General features: G+C 43.2%; 18 protein-coding genes. 4 read left to right on the forward strand and 14 right to left on the reverse strand.

Annotation, left to right across the window (positions count from 1 at the left end):
• Positions 1-8: 8 nt before the first annotated feature.
• Together DN752_RS00750 and DN752_RS00760 are read right to left on the reverse strand one after the other, a co-directional pair.
• Positions 9-941 (reverse strand): FecR family protein, encoded by a 933-nt coding sequence (locus DN752_RS00750; protein ID WP_112782196.1) that lies wholly within the window; start codon positions 939-941, stop codon positions 9-11.
• A gap of 526 nt (positions 942-1,467) precedes the next feature.
• Positions 1,468-3,702: a hypothetical protein gene (locus tag DN752_RS00760; RefSeq protein WP_112782198.1), complete on the reverse strand. Its 2,235-nt coding sequence runs from the start codon at positions 3,700-3,702 to the stop codon at positions 1,468-1,470.
• Between the two features lie 685 nt (positions 3,703-4,387).
• Here DN752_RS00760 and DN752_RS00765 point away from each other — a divergent pair.
• Positions 4,388-5,551 (forward strand): DNA-binding transcriptional regulator, encoded by a 1,164-nt coding sequence (locus tag DN752_RS00765; protein WP_112782199.1) that lies wholly within the window; start codon positions 4,388-4,390, stop codon positions 5,549-5,551.
• A 38-nt stretch (positions 5,552-5,589) separates the two neighbouring features.
• On the opposite strand, the gene DN752_RS00770 is transcribed toward DN752_RS00765, so the two are convergent.
• A complete protein-coding gene (locus tag DN752_RS00770; RefSeq protein ID WP_317048512.1) occupies positions 5,590-6,690 on the reverse strand; it encodes an acyltransferase family protein in 1,101 nt (366 codons plus the stop codon).
• Between the two features lie 248 nt (positions 6,691-6,938).
• Between DN752_RS00770 and DN752_RS00775 the strand changes: the two genes are divergently transcribed.
• Positions 6,939-7,481 (forward strand): RNA polymerase sigma factor, encoded by a 543-nt coding sequence (locus tag DN752_RS00775; protein WP_112782201.1) that lies wholly within the window; start codon positions 6,939-6,941, stop codon positions 7,479-7,481.
• Positions 7,482-7,597: 116 nt separating this feature from the next.
• On the opposite strand, the gene katG is transcribed toward DN752_RS00775, so the two are convergent.
• The 5 genes from katG to DN752_RS00800 form a co-directional block, all read right to left on the reverse strand.
• Entirely contained in the window at positions 7,598-9,865 is a 2,268-nt protein-coding gene (katG, locus tag DN752_RS00780; RefSeq protein ID WP_112782202.1) for a catalase/peroxidase HPI, read from the reverse strand.
• A 410-nt stretch (positions 9,866-10,275) separates the two neighbouring features.
• On the reverse strand, positions 10,276-11,019 hold the full coding sequence (locus tag DN752_RS00785; protein ID WP_112782203.1) for a LytR/AlgR family response regulator transcription factor: 744 nt from the start codon (positions 11,017-11,019) through the stop codon (positions 10,276-10,278).
• On the reverse strand, positions 11,016-12,074 hold the full coding sequence (locus DN752_RS00790) for a sensor histidine kinase (RefSeq protein ID WP_112782204.1): 1,059 nt from the start codon (positions 12,072-12,074) through the stop codon (positions 11,016-11,018). Before DN752_RS00790 ends, DN752_RS00785 begins: the two co-directional genes overlap by 4 nt.
• Positions 12,075-12,089: 15 nt before the next feature.
• Positions 12,090-13,070, reverse strand: a complete 981-nt coding sequence (locus DN752_RS00795; protein ID WP_245949408.1) for a Kelch repeat-containing protein — start codon at positions 13,068-13,070, stop codon at positions 12,090-12,092.
• Positions 13,071-13,085: 15 nt separating this feature from the next.
• The gene (locus DN752_RS00800; protein WP_112782206.1) at positions 13,086-14,363 is read right to left on the reverse strand and encodes a DUF4270 family protein; all 1,278 of its coding nucleotides are present in this window, start codon (positions 14,361-14,363) and stop codon (positions 13,086-13,088) included.
• 270 nt (positions 14,364-14,633) lie between these two features.
• Here DN752_RS00800 and DN752_RS00805 point away from each other — a divergent pair, with 270 nt between their 5' ends.
• Together DN752_RS00805 and DN752_RS00810 are read left to right on the forward strand one after the other, a co-directional pair.
• Positions 14,634-15,872, forward strand: a complete 1,239-nt coding sequence (locus DN752_RS00805; protein ID WP_112782207.1) for a hypothetical protein — start codon at positions 14,634-14,636, stop codon at positions 15,870-15,872.
• A 13-nt stretch (positions 15,873-15,885) separates the two neighbouring features.
• Positions 15,886-16,308 carry a DUF2141 domain-containing protein gene (locus DN752_RS00810; RefSeq protein WP_112782208.1) on the forward strand — a complete coding sequence of 141 codons (423 nt, stop codon included), beginning with the start codon at positions 15,886-15,888 and terminating at the stop codon, positions 16,306-16,308.
• Between the two features lie 245 nt (positions 16,309-16,553).
• Here DN752_RS00810 and DN752_RS00815 read toward each other — a convergent pair whose 3' ends face one another.
• The 6 genes from DN752_RS00815 to DN752_RS00840 all read right to left on the reverse strand — a co-directional run bounded on the left by DN752_RS00815 (position 16,554) and on the right by DN752_RS00840 (position 24,587).
• Positions 16,554-17,306 (reverse strand): SDR family NAD(P)-dependent oxidoreductase, encoded by a 753-nt coding sequence (locus tag DN752_RS00815; RefSeq protein ID WP_112782209.1) that lies wholly within the window; start codon positions 17,304-17,306, stop codon positions 16,554-16,556.
• 19 nt (positions 17,307-17,325) lie between these two features.
• Positions 17,326-18,597 (reverse strand): MFS transporter, encoded by a 1,272-nt coding sequence (locus DN752_RS00820; RefSeq protein WP_112782210.1) that lies wholly within the window; start codon positions 18,595-18,597, stop codon positions 17,326-17,328.
• A complete protein-coding gene (locus tag DN752_RS00825) occupies positions 18,527-18,973 on the reverse strand; it encodes a cupin domain-containing protein (RefSeq protein ID WP_211324107.1) in 447 nt (148 codons plus the stop codon). The genes DN752_RS00820 and DN752_RS00825 overlap by 71 nt, the downstream gene beginning before the upstream one ends.
• A gap of 6 nt (positions 18,974-18,979) precedes the next feature.
• Entirely contained in the window at positions 18,980-21,241 is a 2,262-nt protein-coding gene (locus tag DN752_RS00830; protein ID WP_112782211.1) for a heparinase II/III domain-containing protein, read from the reverse strand.
• Entirely contained in the window at positions 21,238-23,466 is a 2,229-nt protein-coding gene (locus DN752_RS00835) for a polysaccharide lyase 6 family protein (RefSeq protein ID WP_112782212.1), read from the reverse strand. The genes DN752_RS00830 and DN752_RS00835 overlap by 4 nt, the downstream gene beginning before the upstream one ends.
• A gap of 338 nt (positions 23,467-23,804) precedes the next feature.
• The gene (locus DN752_RS00840) at positions 23,805-24,587 is read right to left on the reverse strand and encodes a FadR/GntR family transcriptional regulator (protein ID WP_112782213.1); all 783 of its coding nucleotides are present in this window, start codon (positions 24,585-24,587) and stop codon (positions 23,805-23,807) included.
• Positions 24,588-24,600 lie beyond the last annotated feature (13 nt).

Raw genomic sequence — 24,600 nt, forward strand, 5'->3', positions numbered from 1 at the left:
CCAGGATTTTATTTCATAGGCATTGGATTGATCTTGATGAGGTGTTTGTTGTTTACAGTATCTTTATTGACCAGATAGGCAATGGCTCGGATCATCTCATGAATATCTTTGTTCACAAATTGTCCGTTTAATTTGAGCGCTTTCAATTCTGGATCTACCACTTCCAAGTCAAGCCCATACCATCTCTCCAGCTTCCTGATCACCTGATCAAAAGGCGTGTTGTCAAATACCAAAACCTGTTCTTTCCACAGTACCGGCTTAGCTTCTTCTAAGTGGTATGTTCCGTTGGCTTTATCAAACAAAATAGATTGACCTTTGGTCAAATACTCATGAAAAGCTCCTTCATCCTCTCCAAACCAAACCTTGACAGTTCCTTCGCTTACCGCTACCCTAAAAAAATCCTCGTCTGGATAGGCTTCCACATTGAACGCAGTACCTACCACACGGATATTGAGAGCATTACTTTGGATCAAAAATGGTTTAATGGAGTCTTTTGCTATTTGGAAGTAGGCTTCTCCTTTAAAGCTGACTTTTCTTTCATCCTGTTTTCCAAAAGGGACATAGGAAAGTTCACTACCGGCATTGAGGGTGATGGTACTGCTATCTTCTAAGGTGTAGGAGGATTGTTCGCCATAGGAGGTTTGGAAAGTGATATACGGACTGCTTATTTGATCACGGACCATCCAAAACCCAAATCCCAAGACAAGAATGACAGAAGCAGCCACCGCCAGCCACGATGGATATAGGCTGATTTTGCGGGACTTGGAATCATCGCGATGGTAGTCTTCTAAAATCTCCCCAAAGTGATTTTCCAGTGTATCGTTGATCTCCGGGGAATCATCCGAAAATTTCTCCAAAAACGCTTCAAATTCGTCCCTACTGATCTGTCCGCTCAGAAATAGTTCGGTCAGCTTTGCTTTATCTTTTTCAGGTTGCTGCATAAGTACAAAAGTCTACCGACCCCAAAACCAAAGGCTTTAGAGTACCTTTATTTTATAAGAAGACTACAAAACCCTAAAACAGACTATCCATCGAAAGTTAATTTTATATTATTTGATTATACGCTTTCTTGCCAGTAGATTTTATTTCTCACCGAACGCACAGAACACTCCAAGGCAAACGCGTTAAGTGTTTTGAAGGGAGACAATTTTCGTGTAGGTTTAGGTTTGGCTTGATACTAGATTGCCGAATGGCGGGATAGGCTGAAAGAATGATTAGTTGATTTGGATCGTACAAGCCGTCCCAGCTATCTGCTCATGTATATGTGGTTGGCTTGGTTGAGGTTAAACCCAGAATAGGCGTTAGCAACTGAGCATCCTGCTTCATCCGCCTTTGGCGGAGGGTCATATAGAAGGTGCAGGTGACAACAAAAAATGATTACACACAAAAGGGTAAGTTCCATAGGAACGGCAGATATAAATGCAAATAGGAACATTTTTTTAAAAGCCTTTGCCCTGCCGTTGATCACTACTGAGATCCGACCTGGGGGGCACCGATCACACCAAGGTACCGCCCCATCCAATAAGGCAATAGCCAAATATCACCTGCACTATATTCGGATGTTCCAGACTTACCACCATCCAGTTCAAACCGATTGGCGTTATGACGGCGGATCCGGAGCTCATCCGGTGGCAACACATTGGCGGTAGCCTGTTCTCTAAAATTAGGATCCAGGATTTCAATATCCTTTCTGTGGCTATTGACTGTGGCCCAATCAATCAAATCCAACGGATATTCCTTTAGGTACCAAATGGTCTCCTGCTGATCATATTGTTCAGGTGACACCATAGCTGCAAAAATATTCCATAGTCCGTCTTTTTCGGGCCTTTCTGCTTCCCAGTGGTCTATAATGGCTTCAGAATAGTGGTGTTGTAAACTGTCATTAAAAGCATATCGGTACAGTCCCCAGTAGCCCAAAAAGTACATTTCATCATCTGAATGGTTCCAGGATTGGGACAGCATTTCTGCCCACTCCCCTGCATCGTCGTCTGCTTGGCCAATACGGCCCATAGGCACCATCAGATTTTTTAGATAACCGTATTGCTCCATGAGTTCGAAAGCCTTTTGCCTGTACTGCTCCTTTCCCGTAAAATGATAGGCAGTCTGTAGCATCCCGATGATATTTGAGGAATTTAACTTGCGGTCACCCACCATTGGCGGAAATCCATTGACATAGTCGGGGTTCCACTTTCCCCAAAGGGTAGGCTTGCCGTCATAGTCCACCAAATAATAATCATGGTCCACAATATGCTGCATCAAGCCATCCAATAGGCGAATTGCTTGGTCCCTTACCTGTTCATCTTCCACTACCTCCGCGATCACTCCAAAAGCAAACACATGCCCAATGGCTTCATCACTACTGGTGGTAGCCTTCCAGTCCCATTCAGGATCTGCCGCCCTCTGCCAACGCTCTGGATCAGAAAGGTGCTTTTCATATCCAGCTCTATGGAATGAGCGAGAAGGAAACCCCACTACTGGATTTATGGTATAGAGCCGCTCCATGGCGTCCAAGGATTCCCGGACATTTTGCAGTGCCACGTCAGACTTGGTCACCGCATAACGGAACGCTTGCCCACCCAAATACATGGCCGTCCATAAGCCATCGTTATCAGAGTCCTTGAGCCTTCCCGAAGCTACATTTCCTCTTTCCATATCGCCCAGACTGGCATTGAACCCAAAGCGAATATGACGATCCCTGACTTGATTTTCATAAAACATGGCTTTGTCATATAAGCTGTATTCTTTAAAAACCAACTTCGAAAGCCCCTGATCGGTTAGCAAGAGTACTTCATCAGTACTTCCCTTGCTAATATCTTTTACGCTGTCGCCCACTAACCAGCGGTCTCCATAATAGTAATTAAATGTGTCGTCGGGCCTTAACATATAAGCCCCCTTCTCAGAACCAAACCAAATATCACCACCAATATTCTCCACACAGGTAATTTGAGGACAGGGTAATTGATCCTGAATCGCAGAGGGCTTCCCTGTGCCAAGGTCCAGCGAAAGGTAGCCCTTTAAGGTGCCAATGATCGCACGCCCCTCTTGTAGTGCAAAACTGGTGAATTGGTCCCCTTCCACTAGTGTACTTACTTTGCCAGTAAAAATATCCATTTGGTAAAAAGCCTTCTTTCCCAGGACATAAAACACCTTTTGGTCTTCAGAATACCTTATCTGGCGAATTGGGGAAGCGATATTGGCTTTCCACTTTACGTCTCCATTTTGAAGCAGTTTGACCTGTTGGTCCTGCGCTACCAAAAAAGAAAAATCCTCCCCTCCTGCTACCAAGTCGGGAGCCTGCATATCATGGGGCATGTTCAGTCTGCCCGCCCAGCCATTGGAAAGGACAGAACGATCATCCAGGTAAACAAACTGGTCCCGATACAATACGGCATCTCTCAGTGACTTGTCATTCAAGGTAAAGTACATTTGTGCCTTTTGGAGCTTTCCAGGATATAAAAACGCCCCGGCATACAGCCTATAAATCCCCTTGGTGGTCAATACCTCGACCACGCCATTCCGATCACTATTGACCTTAAGCACCTCCATGTCGGATTCAAATGAAAACTTCACCGCATATTCCTGACGGAAAGGCAGGTCCTTGTAACTGCTGATATCAGCCCTTCCATCCTGTGCAAAGCAGGCACAGCTCAACATCAATGTGGACAATAAAATGGTAAAAAGGAACAGGTTTCGGAATCGCATCGTTTAGTTATTTTGTATCGTTTGTAATCCATAACTGAGGTGTCAGCAAGGGTAATCACATCCGGCAGACGGTCTAGGAAAAGGCTATTGGAAAGATCCTATCCTTAAGCCAGCATACTAGCCGGGTGAAGTCCCTTCAACCCGGAATATGCATTAGCCTATCTGTTGCGACCTGAAACTGCTTCAAAATCAGCCGTTTCACTTTAGTTTTCGGCATAACCGTAGCGGTGCTACGCTAATGCCTCCAAACTAACTGATTTTCTTGCAATTTCAGCTCTCACTACGATTCCTAACGCATAATCCGGGTTCAATGTGCAGCTATGAAAGTCCAAGGTTAATTTTTGGTTTAAAAGAATACGCTAGGAATGTTCATTTGGGCTATTCCAAAACGCAAGAAAACCATTTTAAAGCCATCAGATCGTTTGGAGATATGAGCGTCAGTCGCGGCGGATCAGGCCGCAATACCTGTGCGCCGTGAGTGGAAAGGCCAATGCCTATTCCGACTTTAAGACATCATTAACCGAACAACATCCAATTATCACTTTTCTTGCCCAGTAAAAAGTGCCAAAACTGCTAAAATGCCAATTGTCCTTATTGGTATTATTACTTACTTTAGGTGAAATTTATGACAATTAGAGACTTAGGCATATTCCGGGTTTAATATACATTTCCCAACAAACAGACCATGTACAAAGTTATTTTACTCTTGGACTTTGCAGAAGAATACAGTAAAAGCCTGCTGAAGGGGATTTCAAAATACAGTGCAGAAAATGGCCCATGGACATTTTGCAGGATGCCGCTTTACTATAGAGAAACCGTTGGTATTAAAGGCATATTGGATTGGGCAAAGGATTGGGGAGCAGATGGTATCATAGGCCAGTTTTATAATAACATGGACCTAGAAATGGTAATTGATTCAAGAATCCCCATCATCGCCCAAGATTTTAAGGAACGCTTTGAAGTACTTCCAAACATCACGGGAAATTACCATAAGATGGGTGCATTGGGTGCAGATTATTTTTTAAAGAAGGGGTTCAAGCACTTTGCTTTTTATGGTTTTAATAATATAGTTTGGTCCCGCGAAAGAGCTGAAGGATTCGAGAATCAGGTAAACAAACATGGTTATAAGGTACATTATTTTGAGCACCGTAAATCACCGAGTACGGACATTTGGCATTATAAAAGTAAATCATTAAGCAACTGGTTATTAAAATTGCCCAAACCTATTGCTCTGATGACATGTGATGACAACCAAGCCCTGCATATCACTGAGGCCTGTAGGCAAAACAACATCAGGATTCCGGAAGAGGTAGCGGTATTGGGAGTAGATAACGACGTAATGCTTTGCGAGCTCTCTGACCCTCCGCTGTCGAGCATAGCCATGGACATCGAAAAAGGAGGCTATGAAGCGGCCAAATTACTGGAGCACATGATCATACATGACCATGAGCCATCCTATGACATTATCGTAGAAGCTACCCAAATCATCACCAGACAGTCCACCGATATCTATGCCACTAATGATGAATACATCGCTTCCAGTCTTCGGTACATTCATCAGCATATAGAAAACAACCTCAATGTGGAAGACGTGGTCAAGCAGGTTCCCCTTTCCAGAAGGTCTTTGGAAAAACGCTTTTTGCAGATTACAGGCTATCCGATTTATAAATACATCTCCAACCTCCGGACAGAAAAATTCTCCCAAAAATTATTGGAAACGGACATGACCGTACTGGAAATCGCCATGGATCTTGGGCTAAATGACAGTAAGAACATCGCTAGGCAGTTTCGCCAGATAAAGGGCTGTAATCCGATCGAATACCGAAAAAAGTACCTCGCTGGGAAATAACCAACTGCCATTCCACTTCCTGAAATATACCTGCTTGCTCACAGTTTTATAAAAATCCGTCTTTGATAAAGGAGATAAGCTGGGACAAAATTAACCGCTACAAACATCGTGGCAAAAACCATACTGGCCAACTCCGGCATCATGCCAGCATCCGTCGCCACCTCCATAAAATGTGCACTCAAGCTGGCATCATCAAAAAGCCATACATAAAACAAAAGAGACAATACATCTGCCAATACATATACCGTGATCGCATTGGAGCCGAATATAATCCAAGGTTTGGTACCCCAGCGATTTCCTTTGACATCTACCCAATAATAAAATGCCCCTAAAAAACCGAAGGCCACACCCGCTGTCACCAAGACATACGAACTGGTCCACAAGTTTTTGTTTAACGGAAAAAACAAGGACCAAAACAAGCCCAAAAGCGTCAGCGCAAAACCCATAACCATCAAGTGAGCGGCCTTTTCTATCTTGTCCTTGTCAGACAGCAATAGCTTGCCTGCAAGCATCCCTAGTATTCCTGTGGCCACAGCTGGCAAAGTACTGTAGATACCCTCTGGGTCCCAATTGCCGTTCCACATTTTCCCGGGGAGAAGCCGTAGGTCGATCCATGCTGCTACATTATCACCAGGCTCCAACATGACCTCTCCGGTAACGGGATCAGGAATGAGCACCATGGTCAGCCAATAACCTATCAAAATAAAAGTCATCACGAAAACTTGGCTCCTCCATCCGCTTTGGAGAAATAAAAAAGAGCACACTACAAATACAATAGATATACGCTGAAGGACCCCGGCCACCCTAATATCGGCAAAATCAAATTGAGGGATCATTCCCAATACAACACCCAAAACGAAAATCTTAACTCCCCTGATGAGTGTTTTTTTGTAAAGGTCACGTTTAGGTAGGCCATTACTAAGGCTTTTTGAATATGCCAATGCTATCGACACCCCCACTATAAAAAGGAAAAACGGAAAAATAAAATCCGTCGGTGTGATACCGTTCCAGTGGGCATGCAAAAGAGGTGGAAAAACACTGTCCCAACTGCCCGGGAAATTCACTAAAATCATCGCTGCTATAGTAGCCCCTCTCAAGGCATCAAGAGAAATCAACCGTGTACCCTTTTCTTTCATCATTTACCTATTTACTTATTCTAAAACATAGATTAGTACTGTAAACTGTTCATATAGGCTACTATAACCACGCCCTAACGATGAAATAAACATAACATTGCCCTCAAAAATTAACACAAACTTAACCACCTATAAATCAGCAATTAAAACACCAAATAGTTTCGTAAAATGAGGGTTTTAATACGTATTTTGCGAACAAATTCTTAAACGAATAAGGGATATTTAGTCTGTGGAAGTAAAATTATTTGACCATGGACCAACCTAACAAACAGATTTTAGAACTATTTATAAAAGGAGATCCCAAAGCCACCGATGAGATTTATAGGTATTACAGGATTCCAATTATCCGTTTTGCAGTTTCGATCCTAAAGGATGAGATAGAAGCGGAGAACATTTTCCACGAGGTTTTTCTCAAAATGATCTCAAGAAGAGATAAGATAAACCCCAGCATGAACTTCAGCTCATATATAATCACTGCAGTAAAAAATGAGGTGTTTGATTATTTTAACCGAGTCAAAAAAGACCAACAGCTAAAAGAGCAATTCTGGAACAATATCCAAAAACACAGCGTGGATGATCAAGTGGAAAAAGAGGCACATTTGGAACAATTGGAAAAGCTCGTTGGCCAACTTTCACCAAAAAGAAAGCGAGTGTTGGAAATGAATATTTTCGAAAAGAAATCCTATCAGGAAATCGCCAATGAACTGGCCATCTCTATCAATACGGTTAAAAATCAATTGATCAAGGCCAAAGCATTGATCCGTCAAGAAATGGATAATTCACTGTCCAAATGAACTCGCATTCAATTCGATAATTCCCTAGGGAAATAAACCAATTACCTTCTTCTCACTCAGTTATTCAAGTATAAAAAAAGTACTACCAACATCAGCTGGTAGTACTCTGAAAAACCTTAATCCTGCGGATACCTCAAGTCAAATCGGTCAAGCTTCATCACCTTGTCCCAAGCATCCACGAAATCCCTTACGAATTTTTCTTTGGAATCATCACTGGCATAGACTTCAGCAAGTGCTCTCAGCTCCGAATTGGACCCAAATATCAGGTCTGCTCGGGTGGCCGTATAGTCTACTTGTCCCGTTTGACGGTCCTTACCTTCAAACACCTCTTTGGTGTCGTCCACTGGTGACCACTCTGTACCCATATCCAATAATTTTACGAAGAAATCATTCGTTAGCTTCTCTGGATCATCGGTAAAGATACCGTGATGGCCGCCGTCATAGTTGGCGTTTAACGAGCGCATGCCACCTACCAACACGGTCATTTCAGGTGCTGTCAAGGTCAACAGCTGCGCTTTATCCACCAACAGTTCCTCTGTAGAAAGCGTGTAGCATTTTTTCAGGTAATTCCTAAAGCCATCAGCCATTGGTTCCATTACGGCAAACGATTCGACGTCTGTTTGTTCTTGGAGTGCGTCCATACGTCCAGGTACAAAAGGAATGGTCACATCATAACCTGCATTGGCAGCAGCTTTTTCTACAGCTGCGTCTCCCGCCAAAACAATCAAATCTGCCAAGGATACTTTTTTAGCACCATGCGAATCATTGAATTTGGCTTGGATTTTTTCATAGGTGCCCAGTACCTTGGCCAATTGCTCAGGGTTGTTGACTTCCCAGTCCTTTTGAGGTGCCAGACGGATTCTTGCGCCATTTGCTCCTCCCCTTCGATCAGATCCCCGATAAGTAGATGCAGAGGCCCATGCTGTGCTCACCATTTCACGGATGCTCAAGCCAGCATTCAACAAGGTACCTTTTAGTTCATCTATCTCTTTGGAGCCAATTAACGGATGGTTCACTGCAGGAATAGGATCTTGCCAAATCAGATCTTCCTCAGGAGCTTCAGGGCCCAAATAGGTGGTTTTTGGTCCCATATCCCTATGGGTAAGTTTAAACCACGCATGGGCAAAAGCTTCATTAAAGGCTTCAGGGTTTTCATAAAATCTTCTGGAGATCTTCTCAAAGCTAGGATCAAATCTCAGGGAAAGATCCGTAGTAAACATCGTAGGAGCGTGACGTTTGCTTTTGTCAAAGGCATCAGGAACCGTCATGTCGGAGTCCTTGGCCACCCACTGGTGTGCACCCGCAGGACTTTCTGTCAACTCCCACTCGTTTTCGAAAAGACTTACGAAGAACAAATGGCTCCATTGGGTTGGAGTAGGTGTCCATGTAACCTCTAAGCCCGAAGTAATGGCATCCGCGCCCTTACCGGATTTATAATCACTCTTCCAGCCGAACCCTTGTTCTTCGATCCCAGCAGCTTCTGGATCTTTGCCTACATGGGAAGCCGGACCTGCGCCGTGGGCTTTTCCCAAGGTATGACCACCTGCTATAAGTGCGACGGTTTCTTCTTCATTCATGCCCATTCTACCAAATGTCGCACGGATATCATCGGCGGCCAATAAAGGGTCAGGATTCCCGTTAGGTCCTTCTGGGTTCACATATATCAAGCCCATCTGGACCGCAGCAAGGGGATCCTCTAGCTCCCTGTCACCGGAATACCTTTCTTCATCGCCTAGCCATTCTTTTTCGGCACCCCAGTACACATCGGTTTCAGGCTCCCAAGTATCTACCCTACCTCCGGCAAAACCGAAGGTCTTGAATCCCATGTCTTCCAAGGCCACATTTCCTGTCAAAACCATAAGGTCTGCCCAAGAGATTTTGCTTCCATATTTCTGCTTGATGGGCCATAGTAGCCGTCGGGCTTTATCCAAATTGGCATTGTCCGGCCAACTGTTCAAAGGCGCAAAACGCTGCTGTCCCGCCCTGGAACCACCCCGACCGTCGCCAGTCCGGTAAGTCCCAGCACTGTGCCAAGCCATACGGATAAACAATCCTCCATAATGCCCAAAGTCTGCTGGCCACCAGTCCTGTGAGTCAGTGAGTACTTGACGGATATCGCTCTTAAGGGAATCATACTGCAGGCTGTTAAAAGCTGCTATGTAATCATAGTTTTCTTCCATTGGATCGGACAGGGAAGAATGCTGTCTAAGAATGCTGAGATCCAACCTATTTGGCCACCAATCTCTGTTTTCCGTAGCCTTAACTTTCTTGGTAGCGCCGGAATTTCCATCGGCTTCTACCTTATTGTCTTGCGAACTTTGCTGACATGACAATGTCAGCAATCCCAGAACAATTGCGCTTAAAAATGGTAATACCTTTTTCATTGATATCATTGTTTTATTATTGAGTTTGTCCTACAATATTACGACGGAAAAAGCAGGTCATAATCATAAATACGATTGATTGTTTTTATAATACAATAGACAAAATCTATTAATATGAAACTTATTCGTAATTAAAAGGAATGGATCATACTGATTACAAAGGTATTATACTTTCCCTGATGGCGCTGAAAATCATCCCACATGCCAATGATTCCGCAGCATCGCTGTCGGTACAACGGGGTCTGGCAATCTACTATAAAGGACACTTCCCCGGCTTTCTCCCCTAACCCCTGTCCAAGTTAGTGCAAAGATTCCTCCTATGTGCCTAATGTGGATGTCCAATAAGTTAACTACTTTACGTTACATTCCCATCGTCTTGGCATCTGAGTCAAAGCCGGAATATGCAAAAGCTATAGATTTTTACGAACTACCAGTTCGTAGAAAAAATCCCGATAGGATTCTCCAATAGTAATAAAGATATCTTTTTTATTGAGTTTTACCTTATTGCGACTGATGTTCTCAATTTGGTCAATAGAAACAATATAGGACTTATGAATGCGGATAAAGCCCTTCGAGAACAAGCTCATTTCATAATGCTTGATAGAATTTAGGGTTAGGATAGGCTTTGTTTGGCTGATCAAGTGGATTTTTACATAATCTTTAAATCCTTCAAAATAGGAAATGTCTTTTAGGTTAATTTTAACAGTGCTGTGCTCCACTTTGGCAAAAATAAAACCATTATGGTCATTATGGGACAAGGACTCTTGGGGCTGCTTGCCAATGTTATCCATGCCCCGATCCGACTGGTTAAAGATTTTACTTACCGCTTGAAAAAAACGATCAAAACTTATAGGCTTGAGCAAATAATCAACTGCATTGATCTCGAATCCTTTAACAGCATATTCACTATATGCCGTTGTAAAGATCACTTTTGGTTTATGGGGCAAGCCTTCATAAAATTTGATCCCGTTGATGTCGGGCATGTTGATATCCAAAAAAATAAGGTCCACTTTATTGCGCATGATACAGTCCATGGCCTGAATGGCTGTATTGTATTTACCCTGTAAGTTTAGCATAGGGATCTTGGAAATATAATCTTCCAAAATATCGATGGCCAAGGTTTCGTCGTCAATTATGATGCAATTGATATTCATTTCCGGATGGTTAAAAAACTCTTAAAAGTACTGTTTTCATAGATTTGTTTGAAGCTATGTTTGTTTGGATAAAGCAATTCCAACCGTTTTTTTAAATTCGTAATCCCCACTCCTTCCGTATTGGTATTGATAAAAACGCCGTCTTTTTGCTTTCCAACACTGTTGATGACAGAGAGCAAAATTTCCTTTTGGTTTTCTTTGATAGAAATCATGATAAAAGAGGGAGATAAATAGGTGATTCCATGTTTAAAGGCATTTTCTATCAGGGTAATAAAGAGCAAAGGCTCGATGGGGTACTGTTCATTTTCTATCAAGAATGAACAATTTATTTTAGGGGCCACTTCTGGGTGATATTTCAGTTTTTCCAAACTCACGTAATTCTTGATAAATGTGACTTCCTGCCCCAAGAATACTTTGTCCTTTCCGGACTCATAGAGCACGTACCGCAACATATCAGAAAGCAATAGGATCGCGGGGGTGGTTTCTTCTGATTTCTTCCTTGCAAGAGAATAAATATTGTTTAAAGCATTAAATAAAAAGTGCGGATTCAGCTGGTTTTTAAGAAAGTTTAACTCCTTGGTGATTTTTTGTTTCTCAAGCTCTTCATATTTCTTTTTCTCTTTTTCGAATTGTAATATCAATTCAATGCTCGTACCCAACCCCATGATCATCAAGAAGCGGATCAGCGAAGGCATGATAAAATGAAAGTCCATAAAAGACTTCTTAAACTCCCTCATTTTATTGGGCATATGTTTGGGCATCATTTCGGAAGGAGCTTCCCTTAGATAGTGGTGAAGCCATACGAAAACGACCATGAATACCAGTAAAAAAAGGGTATACTGAAGGTATTTACTCTTTAAAATGAAATTGGGTATAAGCCAAACGATATTGATCACATAAAAAAAAAGGAGGCTTATATTGGTAATGCTGAAATAAAACAGCGAAATGGGACGGATGGTATCAGTCAAAAGAGAAAGTGCTGGGGATATAATTATCCCCAGGACCAACAGGTGAATGATCACCTTCAATACATCTTTCTGTTTTATTTTCAGCATTTTTCTACATATGGATTAATCCTCTTCATCGTAATCAACAAATGGTTCCAGCTCCCAAATATCATCAAACCTAAGGCTTGAGCTTTTTCCAAGCAGAACATAGGCCCTTTCTCCGTTGATGGAAAATGCAGAGGCACCAGTCCTAAACGTCCCCTCATAGTCGGTTTTTTCGGCCCAACTATCTGTGGAAGGACGATATTCCCAAGTGCTACCGATAATAGAGCCCCTGCTTCCGACAGTGATATACCCATATTCTCCTATGGTAAAGGCGCTGCCATTGGATCGATAAATCAAATAATCGTCGTCATAGTCCAAGTCTTCTTTTTGGGTCCACTCCAGGGTATTTCCATCCAATGCCCACAGGTCAAACTCATAGGATCCATTGTTGATACCTGTACAAACATACGCAATGTCATCGATAACGAATGCCGCAGCTCCTTGTCTTTTTGCGCCTCCCATGCTGATGATCTGCTCCCATGTATCTGTGGAAGGGTCGTATTGCCAAAAATCCTTTTGTTCACTACCATCGTAGCCTGTACCGATATACCCTTTGCCGGTTAACGAAAAACCTACAGCATCATAGCGTGCCGTGCCTCCAAAAGAAGCTACCTCTGTCCAAGAATCGCTTACTGGGTCGTACTCCCAAAAATCCTTCAATTTGTCCGTACCGTCATATCCAGTTCCGATGTAGCCCTTACCGTCAACAGAAAAAGCAACGGCGTTGCTTCTGGCAGTTCCAGGGAAATCGCCTTTTCTTTCCCAGTAATCACCTGTTGGATTATATTCCCAAAAGTCGTTCAGGTACTCATCACCCGTATAGCCGCCCATGACAAAAGCCCGGTCACCAATGGAAAAAGCGGCGGCATTGGACCTGTTGTCTCCATCAAAGTAGGACCTCCTGACCCAATTCCCTTCTGAGGTTTCTTCTTCGTCACTGACACATGAAAAGGTGACCAGTAACCCTAGTATTGGTAGGATGTAGTTGAATAATTTCATTTTACGCATTGTTTTTCAATTTAATGGAAGATATGTTATGTCTATTTTTATTTTTTGTTCGCCGGAAATATCCGAAAGGATAAGGCCACTGGTTTGGATAGTGGAAGTGGATGCCGGTATACTGATCCAAAGCGCATCGTTATTGTTGATGCCTTTGGCAAGTTTATAGTCAAGGAAGGTCTTAATGGGCACCTCATAAAAGGTCTTTTCCTGAAATTGCTCGTCCCATGATGTAAGCGACGTACTTCCAATCTGCTGGATTACAAGGTTCTTTTTGTCCACTACACTGATATTGATGGTCGTAATCGGAGTATTAAAATACCGGTCATAGGTATCTGGCTTTAAAGGAAGCCTAAGACTGGCCGTGGTGATATAGTAATCATCAGCCAACTCCAATAGCTCATGGATATTGGGAAGCTCTATTCGAATGGATGCCCCCATAATAAGGTCTGCCATCACTACCCCACCCGAATGGGCCCTTGGTATGTTTTCGTAGGCATTGGGAGAAGAAAAAAAAGATGAACTACGGTCGATATCCATATGCGTGAATCGCTGATTGCCCGCATTTACAGTAAGTTTTAAGGACTTGGCACCTTCATCGAGATCGCTTGGAATACGGTAATAAAATCCGATATATGAGTCATCAGAGAAACTTATCAGTGCACTGTTATCGTTCGTACTCAGCATAAGTCCTTTAAACAGTTCTTCGAGGTTTTCAGTGGAAGCAAAGACACCATCATTTTCCTTCCCCAGTTCAAAGAGCTCTTTACTGAAAGTAGCTGGTAAGGTAATGGTCAAGGAGTCTTTGTGCGGTACGATCCGTGATGCCACCGATACCATTGGCAGGTCCTGGTGACCAAAAGACTGGTAGCTGTAGATGTCACCATCATCATTCTCCTCCAATTCTTCCGTCAATTCGTAAACGGATACATCAAACTCAGGAAGCGTATCATAATGGTAATTCTCATAAAACAACACCAAGACTGTTGAATCCAACTGGGCATCGTCATCTATCTCTATCCCATATTCCAATCCAAACTGGAGATAGGGAGCGGCGTGGATAATACCCCGATAAGCATCTTCATGATGACCAAGCATAAATGAACTAAGCGTATTGGTCACCAGAGAATCGTTGAAATAGGTGAACAGGTTCAAATCGGTGTATTCAATCAGCTGGAGTTCCAGCTCATCCCCATCCACGACCACTTGGGACTCTGTAAGGGTTTCATTTTCAAAACACCCGGTCAGTAGCAGCGTGGTTAGAAGTAAGAGAATTGGTGTTTTTCTTAACATATGGTAAAACGGTAGGAAGCTTGGTATCCAATAATTTTTTCTTGAGAACAAAACAATGAAAAAAGAAAGGCCTGATTAAAAAAAATAGATTTACAAGCAATTTTTGCCGATGAAACGGACATGTCAACCGTTATTTCCCCAAACTGGATTTTAGTCTATTTAGAGCAGTTTTTTACTTGGATTTCATCACTTGTCGTGAACATTTGCCCGTTCGTCTATAAATCCGAAGCCTCCTATTATAGCCAATTATCTTGCAAAAAATTTAAAATTATGCATGGCATTTTGAGGATACTTTGTTGTAGTGTTTGTTTTCTGATTTTTCAGGGTGAGCTGTTGGCCCAAAGGGGCGACGGCTCACTTTATTCTTCTTATGGAGTAGGCCTGTTATCGGAAAGTAACTTTGGACAAGCTGCCCGGTTATCAGGAACCGGTGTGGCTGCGAGATCAACCTATTTCCTGAATTACCTTAACCCCGCCAATGGTACGAGTGTTACCGCCTATAATTTCATGGCCGATGTCCAGGTCGATTATAGATTGATGAATATCCAGACTTCCTCGGAAGAAGTCACCATTAACAGGACAGACCTAAGTCTAATCTCCCTATGGTTTAGGACTTCCAGAAAATCTGCACTTAACATTGGGATCATGCCCATGAGCAGTGTTGACTATAGCTTTGTGGAGCAAACCTATTTTGCAGGTTCTGAAACACCTTTTGACAAATACATCAATGGATACGGTAATATTAATAAGGTATTTGCCAATTATGCTTTTGACATCTCGCCAAGACTTTCTCTGGGTGTGAGGCCTTATTATGCTTTTGGCCATATCAACCATGAGAAATATTACGACACTGATGAGGTGACTAGTGGGTCAATTACGGGCTTTACCATGAATGACCGGGATAATTACAGTGGCTATGGCCTCGATGCAGGACTACAATATTTGGTCTATAAAAAAGCTGACAAACAAGTGAACATAGGATTTACTTACGAATCCCCGACTAGACTTAAGGCCACCACTACCTCCATGGCCTACCTCAATGGGTCTGATTCAGTCTTATACGAAACTTCAGGTGAAGAAAGCATCACCCATTTAGCGACATCTCTAAAAGGAGGTGTGGCCTACCAAAACAAGAAATGGTTGGTCGCGGCGGACTACAGCTATAAGATGTTTTCATCTACGTGGGAAAATTACTCCAATAGCCATAGGGTAAGTGTCGGGGCAGAACTAATGCCCAATTTCTATAGCTATAAGTTTTTGGACAGGATGAATTTTTCTGCAGGATTATTTTATGACACTGGATATATCACATCAGAAAATACCCCCGTAGATGTAAAAGGTGCCAGCATCGGTGTAGGCGTGCCCATTCAGGGATTTACCCGGGTCAATTTATCCTACCAATATCAACAACAGGGAACATCTTCCCTACTATCCAAAGAAACCACCCATGGCATCACCCTCAATTTTAATATAGCAGACATCTGGTTTCAAAAATCAGCTTATAAATAATTGATCATTACATATGAATTTACTTTATCTCCTACTACTGTATTTAGTTCATCCCCACGGTGTCGAATACGCCAATACTGTTATATCTATTGACAACTTGGACCTGAAACTGGCTGGAAATGTGAAAGTCCAGGTATTTGATGAACATGCCCTCCATACAGGCATAATGGATCCTGTAATGGAAAAAACTATAACTGCCCATGAAAACCAACTGCCCGTAAAGTTGGACAAATTGCCCACGGGAAAGTACATGATAGCGGTATTACATGATGCTAATGGAAACGGAAAGTTGGACTATTCGTTCTTTGGGGTGCCCAAAGAGGGCTATGGTTTTTCCGGCCAATATTCCTGCAAGGTGAAATCCGCCGGACCATCCCAGCATATCATCCAGTTATCACCAGGACTACAGCACGTCACGATCCATCTATGTTATTGACCGTCGCATAATAGCATCATCCCTGAATGCCTAGCAAAACACTTCCTTCTTGACCCTATCGATAAAAAAAACGGGTTATTTGCACCAGCCCTGCTAGTACAAATAACCCGAATCTTTAATGTAGTCTACAAACTAGGCCCAGGACATATTTTCTAAAGCTTTGGGAGTAGGTGAGTAAATAAACCCGGAATATGCATTAGCTTACCTATTAGGATTCCTAATGCATAAACCGGATTAAGTTAGCCTTAAGAAAAGGCCAATCCACCATTGATATCTACATTATTACCAGTAAGGAAAGAAGACTCATCACTGACCAAATAGGCCACCAAATCAGCTACTTCTTCCGCTTTACCTTCTCTTCTCAAAGGAGTGCCGCCAGCCACTTTTTCCCTTACCTCATTTTTGGTAAAATCATCATGGAACTTGGTAGCAATCATGCCCGGATTCAAGGCATTTACCCTGATTCCCTGTGGGCCAAATTCCTTGGCCAAACCACGGGTAAGCGTAGAAACAGCACCTTTGGATGCAGCATATAAAAAGGCTCCAGGACCACCTCCATCACGTCCTGCTTGGGATGCGAAGTTAACGATAGCACCGCCTTTACCCATCAATGGCTTGAACGCTTTGGTCACAAACACCGTTGATTTTAGGTTGACATTCATGATCAGGTCATAGAATTCCTCATCCACCTCTTCGATGGTTTTTCTTGCAAACAATCCTCCAGCAACATTGACCAAAATATCTACTTTGTCACCAAAAGCTTCTTTGGTTTTGGCTACCATGTTGTCGATATCCTCTTGCTTGGTCATATCACCATGAACCGTCACCGCTTCACCCCCTACAGCTTTGATGGCTTCTAATGTCGCCTTGCTGTCTTCTTCACTTTCATAGAAGTTTACAACTACTTTTGCTCCTTCACTTGCTAATTTTACACATACCGCGCGTCCGATGTCTCGGGCACCGCCAGTTACTACTGCTACTTTGCCTTTAAATTTCATATTCTGATTAATTATTTGATTAGTGATTTTTTATTTTTATTGGTTCTATTTTTTTGCATAAGACATATATGGCTATCACCCCTAGTGGAACGAATAAGGCAATGGCCACAAATGCCGGCGTATAGGATTCTTGGGTGATTACTGGGATCAGGAAATTCATCAGTATGACAGACAAGACTCCCACAGTACCGCCAAAACCTGCCAGGGTACCAACAGACTTGCCACTGAAAAGATCACTTGGCAAGGTCTGGACATTACTGATCGAAAACTGGAATCCAAACAGCACCAATGCGACAATTCCCACAAACTTTTCAGGCGTATTGGCCATTAGTATGGTCGCCACCAATCCCAAAAACATAAGTACTGCACCGATGCTGATCGTGGTTTTTCTGGCCTTGTCCACACTTCCTGTTTTGGTAATCAACCTACCTGAAAACCAGCCTCCTGCAAGGCTCCCCAAACCGGCACCTACATAGGGTACCCAAGCGAAGAAACCTATTTCTTTCACGTCAAAACCATACTTATCTGCTAGGTAAATAGGCATCCATCCTACAAACAACCACCATATCGGTTCCAGAAAAAACCTAGATACCAATACCGCCCAAGATTCCCTATGCGAAAGTATTTCTGAAAGGGACAGTACTTTTCCCTCTTCCTTTATATCTCTCTCTTGCCTTCCCTCAAGGATATGGTCCCTTTCTTCATCACTTAGCCAAGGATGTTTGTTGGGTGTAGCCTTATTGATGATCAGCCAAGGGATCACCCATATCAAGACCAAACTTCCCACAATAAAAAAGGTAACTCTCCATCCATAACCGACATACAGCATCGCGATCAACGGGGGAGCAATGACCGATCCCATCGAAGCACCTGCATTGAATATCCCTTGGGCGATGGCCCGTTCTTTTATGGGAAACCATTCTGCGTTGCTCTTCACCGCTCCTGGCCAATTCCCCGCTTCGGACAGTCCGAGCATGGCCCGAAAGATGGAAAAGGAAATCAACCCACGAGCTACGGAGTGAAGTGCAGTGGACGCTCCCCAGACCATAATGCTGACTACATACCCCATCCGGGTGCCGATCTTGTCAAACATCCTGCCCGATAAAGACTGCCCCAAGGCATAAGCTACCATAAAGACATTAAGCATAATGGCATAATGGTACTTGGTAAACCCGAGCTCCTCGGAAATACCCGGCCACATGACACTGATTGCCGTGCGGTCAATATAGTTGATGACGGTGGCGAGGAATATCAGTCCGATAATCCACCACCTTAATCCTTTCATTTTCATAATTACCCTTTATCTCCAAAATAGGACACTTCTCCCCTTCGAGGAAGTCTTCCCGCACGGGACTAAAAACATCTATCAGCATTCCTGCCTCTAGGCATTTGGTCCCGTGAAGCAAATTTGGCTCGATGTACACACCATCGCCACCTTTGACGATTTGCTTTTCACCATCAATGGTAAATTCAAACTTCCCCTGTGCCACATACGTGGACTGGGTATGGAAATGGGCGTGGGGCATTCCTTCTGCTCCTTCTTCAAACTTGACTTGGACCATCATGATTTGGTTATCATAGCCCAAAAATTTGCGAGAAACTCCGCCTCCTAGGTTTTCCCATTCCATTTTGTCTGTTAGAATAAACTTTTCACTAAATCGCTTCATTGTTTCTTATTTTTTAATGTAACTGTATGGACCTTTCCAGTCCCATAATTGATTTTCCACTTTTATCTCATGTGATGTCGTCTGGTCATTGCTCTGCTTGGCTATGGCCAACCGATACACCTGCCCCGTTTCATGTTTCCATTCTATAGCTATATAAGCTTCAGAGTCATGGACTATTTGGACTTCTTTCACTTCCGAAAAAGCTCCTTTAGAAAGTTCGCTTACCCGAGAGTATTCGCCGTGAGGTTCCAGTATGCTTACAAAAGTAGTCGTGGCAGCATCCCTGCTGATCATCAGAAGAGGATCTCTCCGCAGGTTAAAGTCAGGATCATTGGCACCTGTCCTGGCCAATGTCATTTGATCCCCTTTTTGACTAACGGACGTGATGGTATAGAATTGATCGTGATCCATCCATGTCATCGCGGCATTGCCCTCTTCCGTTTTTCCCTTTGCTTCGGCCCAAATGTGCTCATACCCATGCCCATCACCCATGGGCGTCAGGTTATTCTCGATATCATAGTCCCAGGAGGTAGATAACAACTGACCAAAGTAGTAATAGGGCAAATCGTAATGGTTTTGAGTAGCCGTAGATACACTCAATATATCCACCATCAAGGGCTTTTCGAATAGCCCATCACTGATCAAGGCGATCGTCCGGTGCTGTTCCACGCCGGGATAGGCATGTTGGTCTTTGGCACTCACTATTTTTATCTCTTCCTGACTGGCATCAAAGAAATAGGGATCGCTGTGGTATTTGTTCCCCGTATCCGTATTGCCTTTAAAGTGGCTCTCCTTGTTGACTATCAAGGCATTGTGTGCCACCGTTTGCTTGGCAAAAGTCTGGTTCTCTTTGAGGTAACCACCTCCGTCTTTTTGCTCGATATTAACAAAGCGGGCTACTCCATAATCTTGTAGGATTTCCCTTCCTTCTTCGTACAATGAAAGTGAGAGTTTATCAAAATGGCCATGCCCCATCCCCTGAGCAGTGTATTTTAACACAGCCGACAAGCTACTGGCTTTCCCATCCATTCTGAGGATACCTACTCCCCCGGTCTTTCCGTCAGCCCCATCGCGGAGCTCCATGGATTTGTGGACAAAGGGCTTACTTTTACCATTGGCGATATCAGCCGCCACATGCATACCGGAAGCATCGAGGAGGACGGTATTTTGCTTTTGTGCAATGGATAATAATTCTGGATTTTGCCCTCCAAAATGATAGGCAATATCAATGGCAGAGACCAATTCCCTTGAATAGTAGGACATCCCTTTTTGGGCATCATTAATGGGAAAAAACTCTCCATCAGCATCACTCAGGTTGACCAATGCATATACCGCTTTTCCTAAGATCCCCTCCCTATACTTGAATATTTCAAGTTCAGGCCGGGCATTTTGCAGACTCGCTGCAAATACCACAAACGGATATATCGCATATCGCTGGTAATAGGGCCCTTCTGCATAAAATCCATCCGGGGAAAAAAGCAAATCCAACTGGGCCAAAAATCCTGCACGTTCTTCGCTTTTGATCTTCCCCCCATCGTTATCTTTCATGTCTGCATCCAGTCCATCTTCTTCCAGTCCATACAGTGCACGGTGGACCAGTAAGGTATCACCCATCACCAAACCAAGCATCCCTACACCGGCATTTGCCCAAGTACTGTGATTGTGGATTCGGTTAAAAAACTGCGGCGTCTCCACAGACAGGAAGTCTGCCTGCGGCCTAAGCAATTCCCTCTCCAGAAGCGTTCGTTCTCCCTCGCTTAACCAATCATAGATACAGTCATAAGCCTGACTTGTATAGACCAGCCAGTTGGCATCATTAAGGCATTGCCAAAAAAACTTGCCTGGTGAATAGGACTTTCTACTTGGATGACGGTCCAGGCTGGGATATAGCTCAGCGTACGTCATCAACATGTCTTTTACAAACTGGGCATATTTCTCTTCTCCTGTCAGTACAAATACCTTCCCTGCCTGCTGCATGCTGAGGTAGTTCAACTTATGGCGCTCATGTGTATAGCCGCCTGCCAGGTCTTTTGGTATAGGTACATCGATTCCCAAGGCCATCTGTTCATCGACAAATTCCCTGGCATCCTCTAAGGATTGTCGAAACAATGGCCAGTCCATCGCCTCGTCCACTTGTGCTATCGTAGCATCATCAAACAAAATACTGTTGTGCTCCAGGGCTTCTTTCTCTTGACCTATAGCACTGATACTTAACAGCAAGGTCATGGCCGTAATGAGTAGGCTATATATAGTGATCGACTTGTTCATTTTGCTTCCTTTAGGTTGTGGATCGTAGCTGTATTATCACTGATCTGGAGCAATGACCTGTCATCGATAACTACTGATTCAATTACTGTAACCGGCTCACCTACTGTATGAAAGATATTCAGTTCTTTGGTATCTGAAAACGTCGTGTTCTCAATATTGGCTTTCTGGACGCCGTGCAGCACCATTGCCTTATTACTGTCATTCTTTGGTCCGAAACCTACTTTTTCAAAATCACAATCAGCTATCGTCAGGATGGGACCAAAGGTACTTTCATCACTTCCTCCACGATAAAGTTTCATTATCGGCTGTCCTATATTATTAAAAGTACTGTTTTCCAATACCACGTATTCTGCATTGTAGATGCCACGATCTTCATTCTCTTTGTCCAATGCGAGGATACTCCCAGAAACATCCGTAAAGTTGGAGTCTTTTATCATGATGCTGTCAGCAAACGTGTTTTTATACACATCCAAGACATGGAAAGAGTGATTTACGTCCAGGTCTTTGAATTCGCAGTCTTCAATCCATAACTGGTAGTTTTTATTCATGGAATACCGACTGGTACGAATGACTGCATTTCCTGCATAATCCGGTGCCTCAGCGCCATCGATCGTGATTCCTTTCAGCTTCAGCGATCCTCCGTTCTCAATGGCAAAAAGGTTCGATTTTTCAAACTTGATGGTAGCTCCACCTGACGAAACAATACTGATCGGGTGATCCAGCTCGATCACTTTGGTCAACAGGTAATCTCCCGGCTCTAGCACCAAAATATCACCTGCTTTTGAATGGGCAATTTCATCATATAGATCTGCTCCCTCCTTGACTACTTTTTCTTGGCCATAGTCAAACGCTTCTTTTTTTCCTGGCTTGAGATACCAAGAAGGTCCAGCCTTATCTTTACTGACTGCCTCAAAATCAGCCATAAGCCCTGCACCTTTTCCTCCGTCAAGTCGATAGATATTTCCGTCTTTTTTCAATTCTCCTTTAATAGGACTAAATCCTCTGTCAATAATGTTTTTGATAGTGGGAGAGATATAATTGTTGGTAAATTCGATTCCGGATATATCATCATAAACGGTAAAGACATCCTGCTTTTCAGTATTCCAAAACACATTGTCACGGATAACACTATTGATCGGAACTGCGCTTCTCTCTTCATCACTTCCTGCACATAACTGTACATAGTCACAGTCCACAAAAGTGTTGTTAAAAATCTCAGCCCCATCCACTTGATGGTACCGGTTTATGGGACTATTGGGCACACCGTTCATTACCACCAGCGCTCCTCTAAACCAATGCCCTGTCAATCCATATCCATAATTATTGAATACCTTTTGCCTTTTGTTGATCACACGAATACCTCCCGTATTGGGCATGCGGTTGCCATAGAAAGCGTTACTTTCTGCGATATTGTCATTGCCGTGCCGAAACGTCAGCGTTCCCACACATTCATAAAAAGTATTCCCTTTGAACAGGTTACCGCCGGATTTGTTGGAAATGATCTCATGCTCACCATTACACCGGTCAAAATAATTATTGACCACCTTTGTATTGGAGCTCGTTAGCGAATAATGACTTGTTCCGATCCTCAGGGTTTCGCCTCCATTGGACCCTAAGTTAGGTCTCGGGCCAAAATAGTTATGGTCGATAAGGTGGTGGTTGTCCTGACTTTCTTTATTGTTAAGGCGCACGGCCATCGTCACCCCTTTATTTCCTTTGCCTACTAGGGCATTATGGTCAAACCGGTTGTTTTTGCCGTACATTCCCACCCAGTAGTCGCTTTCATGTCGTTCTGGATTAGAATAATCCTCTATGGTACATTGGGTGATCCTGCAGTAATTGGCCAAGGTGTTTTTATCTTTTTTGAAACTGATCACTTCACTGGTAAGTGTATGGCCATCGCGAAAATAAAGCCCTGATACAACTAGGTATTCGCCCGCCACTCGAAGAGTGGAGTTTCCGGTCAATATGACTTTACCTGCCTCTTCGGCCATTACCACGATCATTGAATCTTTAGTACCTGTTCCTTCTACTAGTAAGTCGGCATCTTTCCATTCTCCATTGGCCATTATGATCGTGTCTCCAGGCTGAGCTGTTGAAAGCGCGCCTGTCAGTTCCTCAGGATTGGAGGCGACCTTGTGCGATGGCTTTGTAGCACAACCATAGGCCGTAAGCATGATCATTACCAGGAGACTGTATGCGATACTGTTGATTTGAGTAGTCATTTTTAAACTTTGGGTTCGGTACAATTGACAATTTCTTTACTATCTGTAATGCTAATTATTGGGCGCTTTTGTAGTGACATTTTTGGACATAGCAATCCACTACAACCCTATGAAGAATTATTTAAAACACTGTAAAACAACACATTAACACCCTTACTGATCGTCGTAAGGAAATGGATAAAAGACAAGGCCTGAAACCTACTTTTTCAGGTAATGGGAAGAATGAATAAAAACGCTATCTTTGCAATCTGTTATGGAATTTAGGTTCTTTTATTAGGACGCACGGCCAAATGTTCCTAATGATTGAACTTGATTCTTTTTTGCAAATGGATTGGCGTTTATGCTGATCCATTTTCTTCGCTAGCTCCCTTCTTCAATACATCTTTGTTTATTTTTGTCGAGATATTAAATCTTTCGATCCGAGTTTCGGCAAATTCTTGGATATTCTTAAGGTGATTGTTCATCATCAAGGCCACTGCTTCGGTATTTTGGTTTTTGATATGCTCGAAGATCACCTCATGCTCTTCCGCAGCGGCCAAGTACCTTCCTTCCCCACAGACATCATGCTGCTTAAAATAAGACAGAATATCTGGCGTAATGATCAACATCAGTGAAGTAAGCACCGAATTCTTACTGGCCTCAGCGATCTTCAGGTGAAACATCAAGTCTTCTTCCACGCCATGATGACCTTCTTTTACCTTTTTCATATGGGTTTTCATGGCCCGTTCTATCTCCTTTAGGTCTTCATCGGATCTGCGTTCTGCAGCAAGTGAAGCGCTCTGGGTCTCCAGGATCACTCGTGTCTCCACCAGCGATTTAAAATCACTCCCTTCCAGCCTCAACACGTCTGATATTAATCCCTCCAATGCCGTAATTCCCATTCCGGCGACTACAGTGCCGCTTTGTGGCAAGGTTTTAAGGATTCCATAAAACTCCAGCTTCTTAATGGCATCCCTTAAATGGGTCCGCCCTACTCCCAGCTTCTCACATAATTTCCGTTCTGGAGGAAGTCGATCACCAGGCTGCAGTTGCCCGGAAGTGATCAAATTCTTTATTTGATTGATAATTTTATCAACCGGGGTCTCTATTTCTATTTGACTAAAATTGCTGAGTAATTCCATAATTGTATTGATT

This window comes from Echinicola strongylocentroti (assembly GCF_003260975.1).
Taxonomy (GTDB): domain Bacteria; phylum Bacteroidota; class Bacteroidia; order Cytophagales; family Cyclobacteriaceae; genus Echinicola; species Echinicola strongylocentroti.

Coding starts and splice junctions, on each gene's coding strand:
- DN752_RS00760 (WP_112782198.1), bottom strand. CDS start 3,702: ATGCGATTCCGAAACCTGTTCCTTTTTACCATTTTATTGTCCACATTG.
- DN752_RS00820 (WP_112782210.1), bottom strand. CDS start 18,597: ATGAAAATGAAAGGATTAAGGTGGTGGATTATCGGACTGATATTCCTC.
- DN752_RS00800 (WP_112782206.1), bottom strand. CDS start 14,363: ATGTTAAGAAAAACACCAATTCTCTTACTTCTAACCACGCTGCTACTG.
- DN752_RS00810 (WP_112782208.1), top strand. CDS start 15,886: ATGAATTTACTTTATCTCCTACTACTGTATTTAGTTCATCCCCACGGT.
- DN752_RS00775 (WP_112782201.1), top strand. CDS start 6,939: ATGGACCAACCTAACAAACAGATTTTAGAACTATTTATAAAAGGAGAT.
- DN752_RS00815 (WP_112782209.1), bottom strand. CDS start 17,306: ATGAAATTTAAAGGCAAAGTAGCAGTAGTAACTGGCGGTGCCCGAGAC.
- DN752_RS00770 (WP_317048512.1), bottom strand. CDS start 6,690: ATGATGAAAGAAAAGGGTACACGGTTGATTTCTCTTGATGCCTTGAGA.
- DN752_RS00785 (WP_112782203.1), bottom strand. CDS start 11,019: ATGAATATCAATTGCATCATAATTGACGACGAAACCTTGGCCATCGAT.
- DN752_RS00765 (WP_112782199.1), top strand. CDS start 4,388: ATGTACAAAGTTATTTTACTCTTGGACTTTGCAGAAGAATACAGTAAA.
- DN752_RS00795 (WP_245949408.1), bottom strand. CDS start 13,070: ATGAAATTATTCAACTACATCCTACCAATACTAGGGTTACTGGTCACC.
- DN752_RS00750 (WP_112782196.1), bottom strand. CDS start 941: ATGCAGCAACCTGAAAAAGATAAAGCAAAGCTGACCGAACTATTTCTG.
- DN752_RS00835 (WP_112782212.1), bottom strand. CDS start 23,466: ATGACTACTCAAATCAACAGTATCGCATACAGTCTCCTGGTAATGATC.
- katG (WP_112782202.1), bottom strand. CDS start 9,865: ATGAAAAAGGTATTACCATTTTTAAGCGCAATTGTTCTGGGATTGCTG.
- DN752_RS00840 (WP_112782213.1), bottom strand. CDS start 24,587: ATGGAATTACTCAGCAATTTTAGTCAAATAGAAATAGAGACCCCGGTT.
- DN752_RS00805 (WP_112782207.1), top strand. CDS start 14,634: ATGCATGGCATTTTGAGGATACTTTGTTGTAGTGTTTGTTTTCTGATT.
- DN752_RS00825 (WP_211324107.1), bottom strand. CDS start 18,973: ATGAAGCGATTTAGTGAAAAGTTTATTCTAACAGACAAAATGGAATGG.
- DN752_RS00830 (WP_112782211.1), bottom strand. CDS start 21,241: ATGAACAAGTCGATCACTATATATAGCCTACTCATTACGGCCATGACC.
- DN752_RS00790 (WP_112782204.1), bottom strand. CDS start 12,074: ATGCTGAAAATAAAACAGAAAGATGTATTGAAGGTGATCATTCACCTG.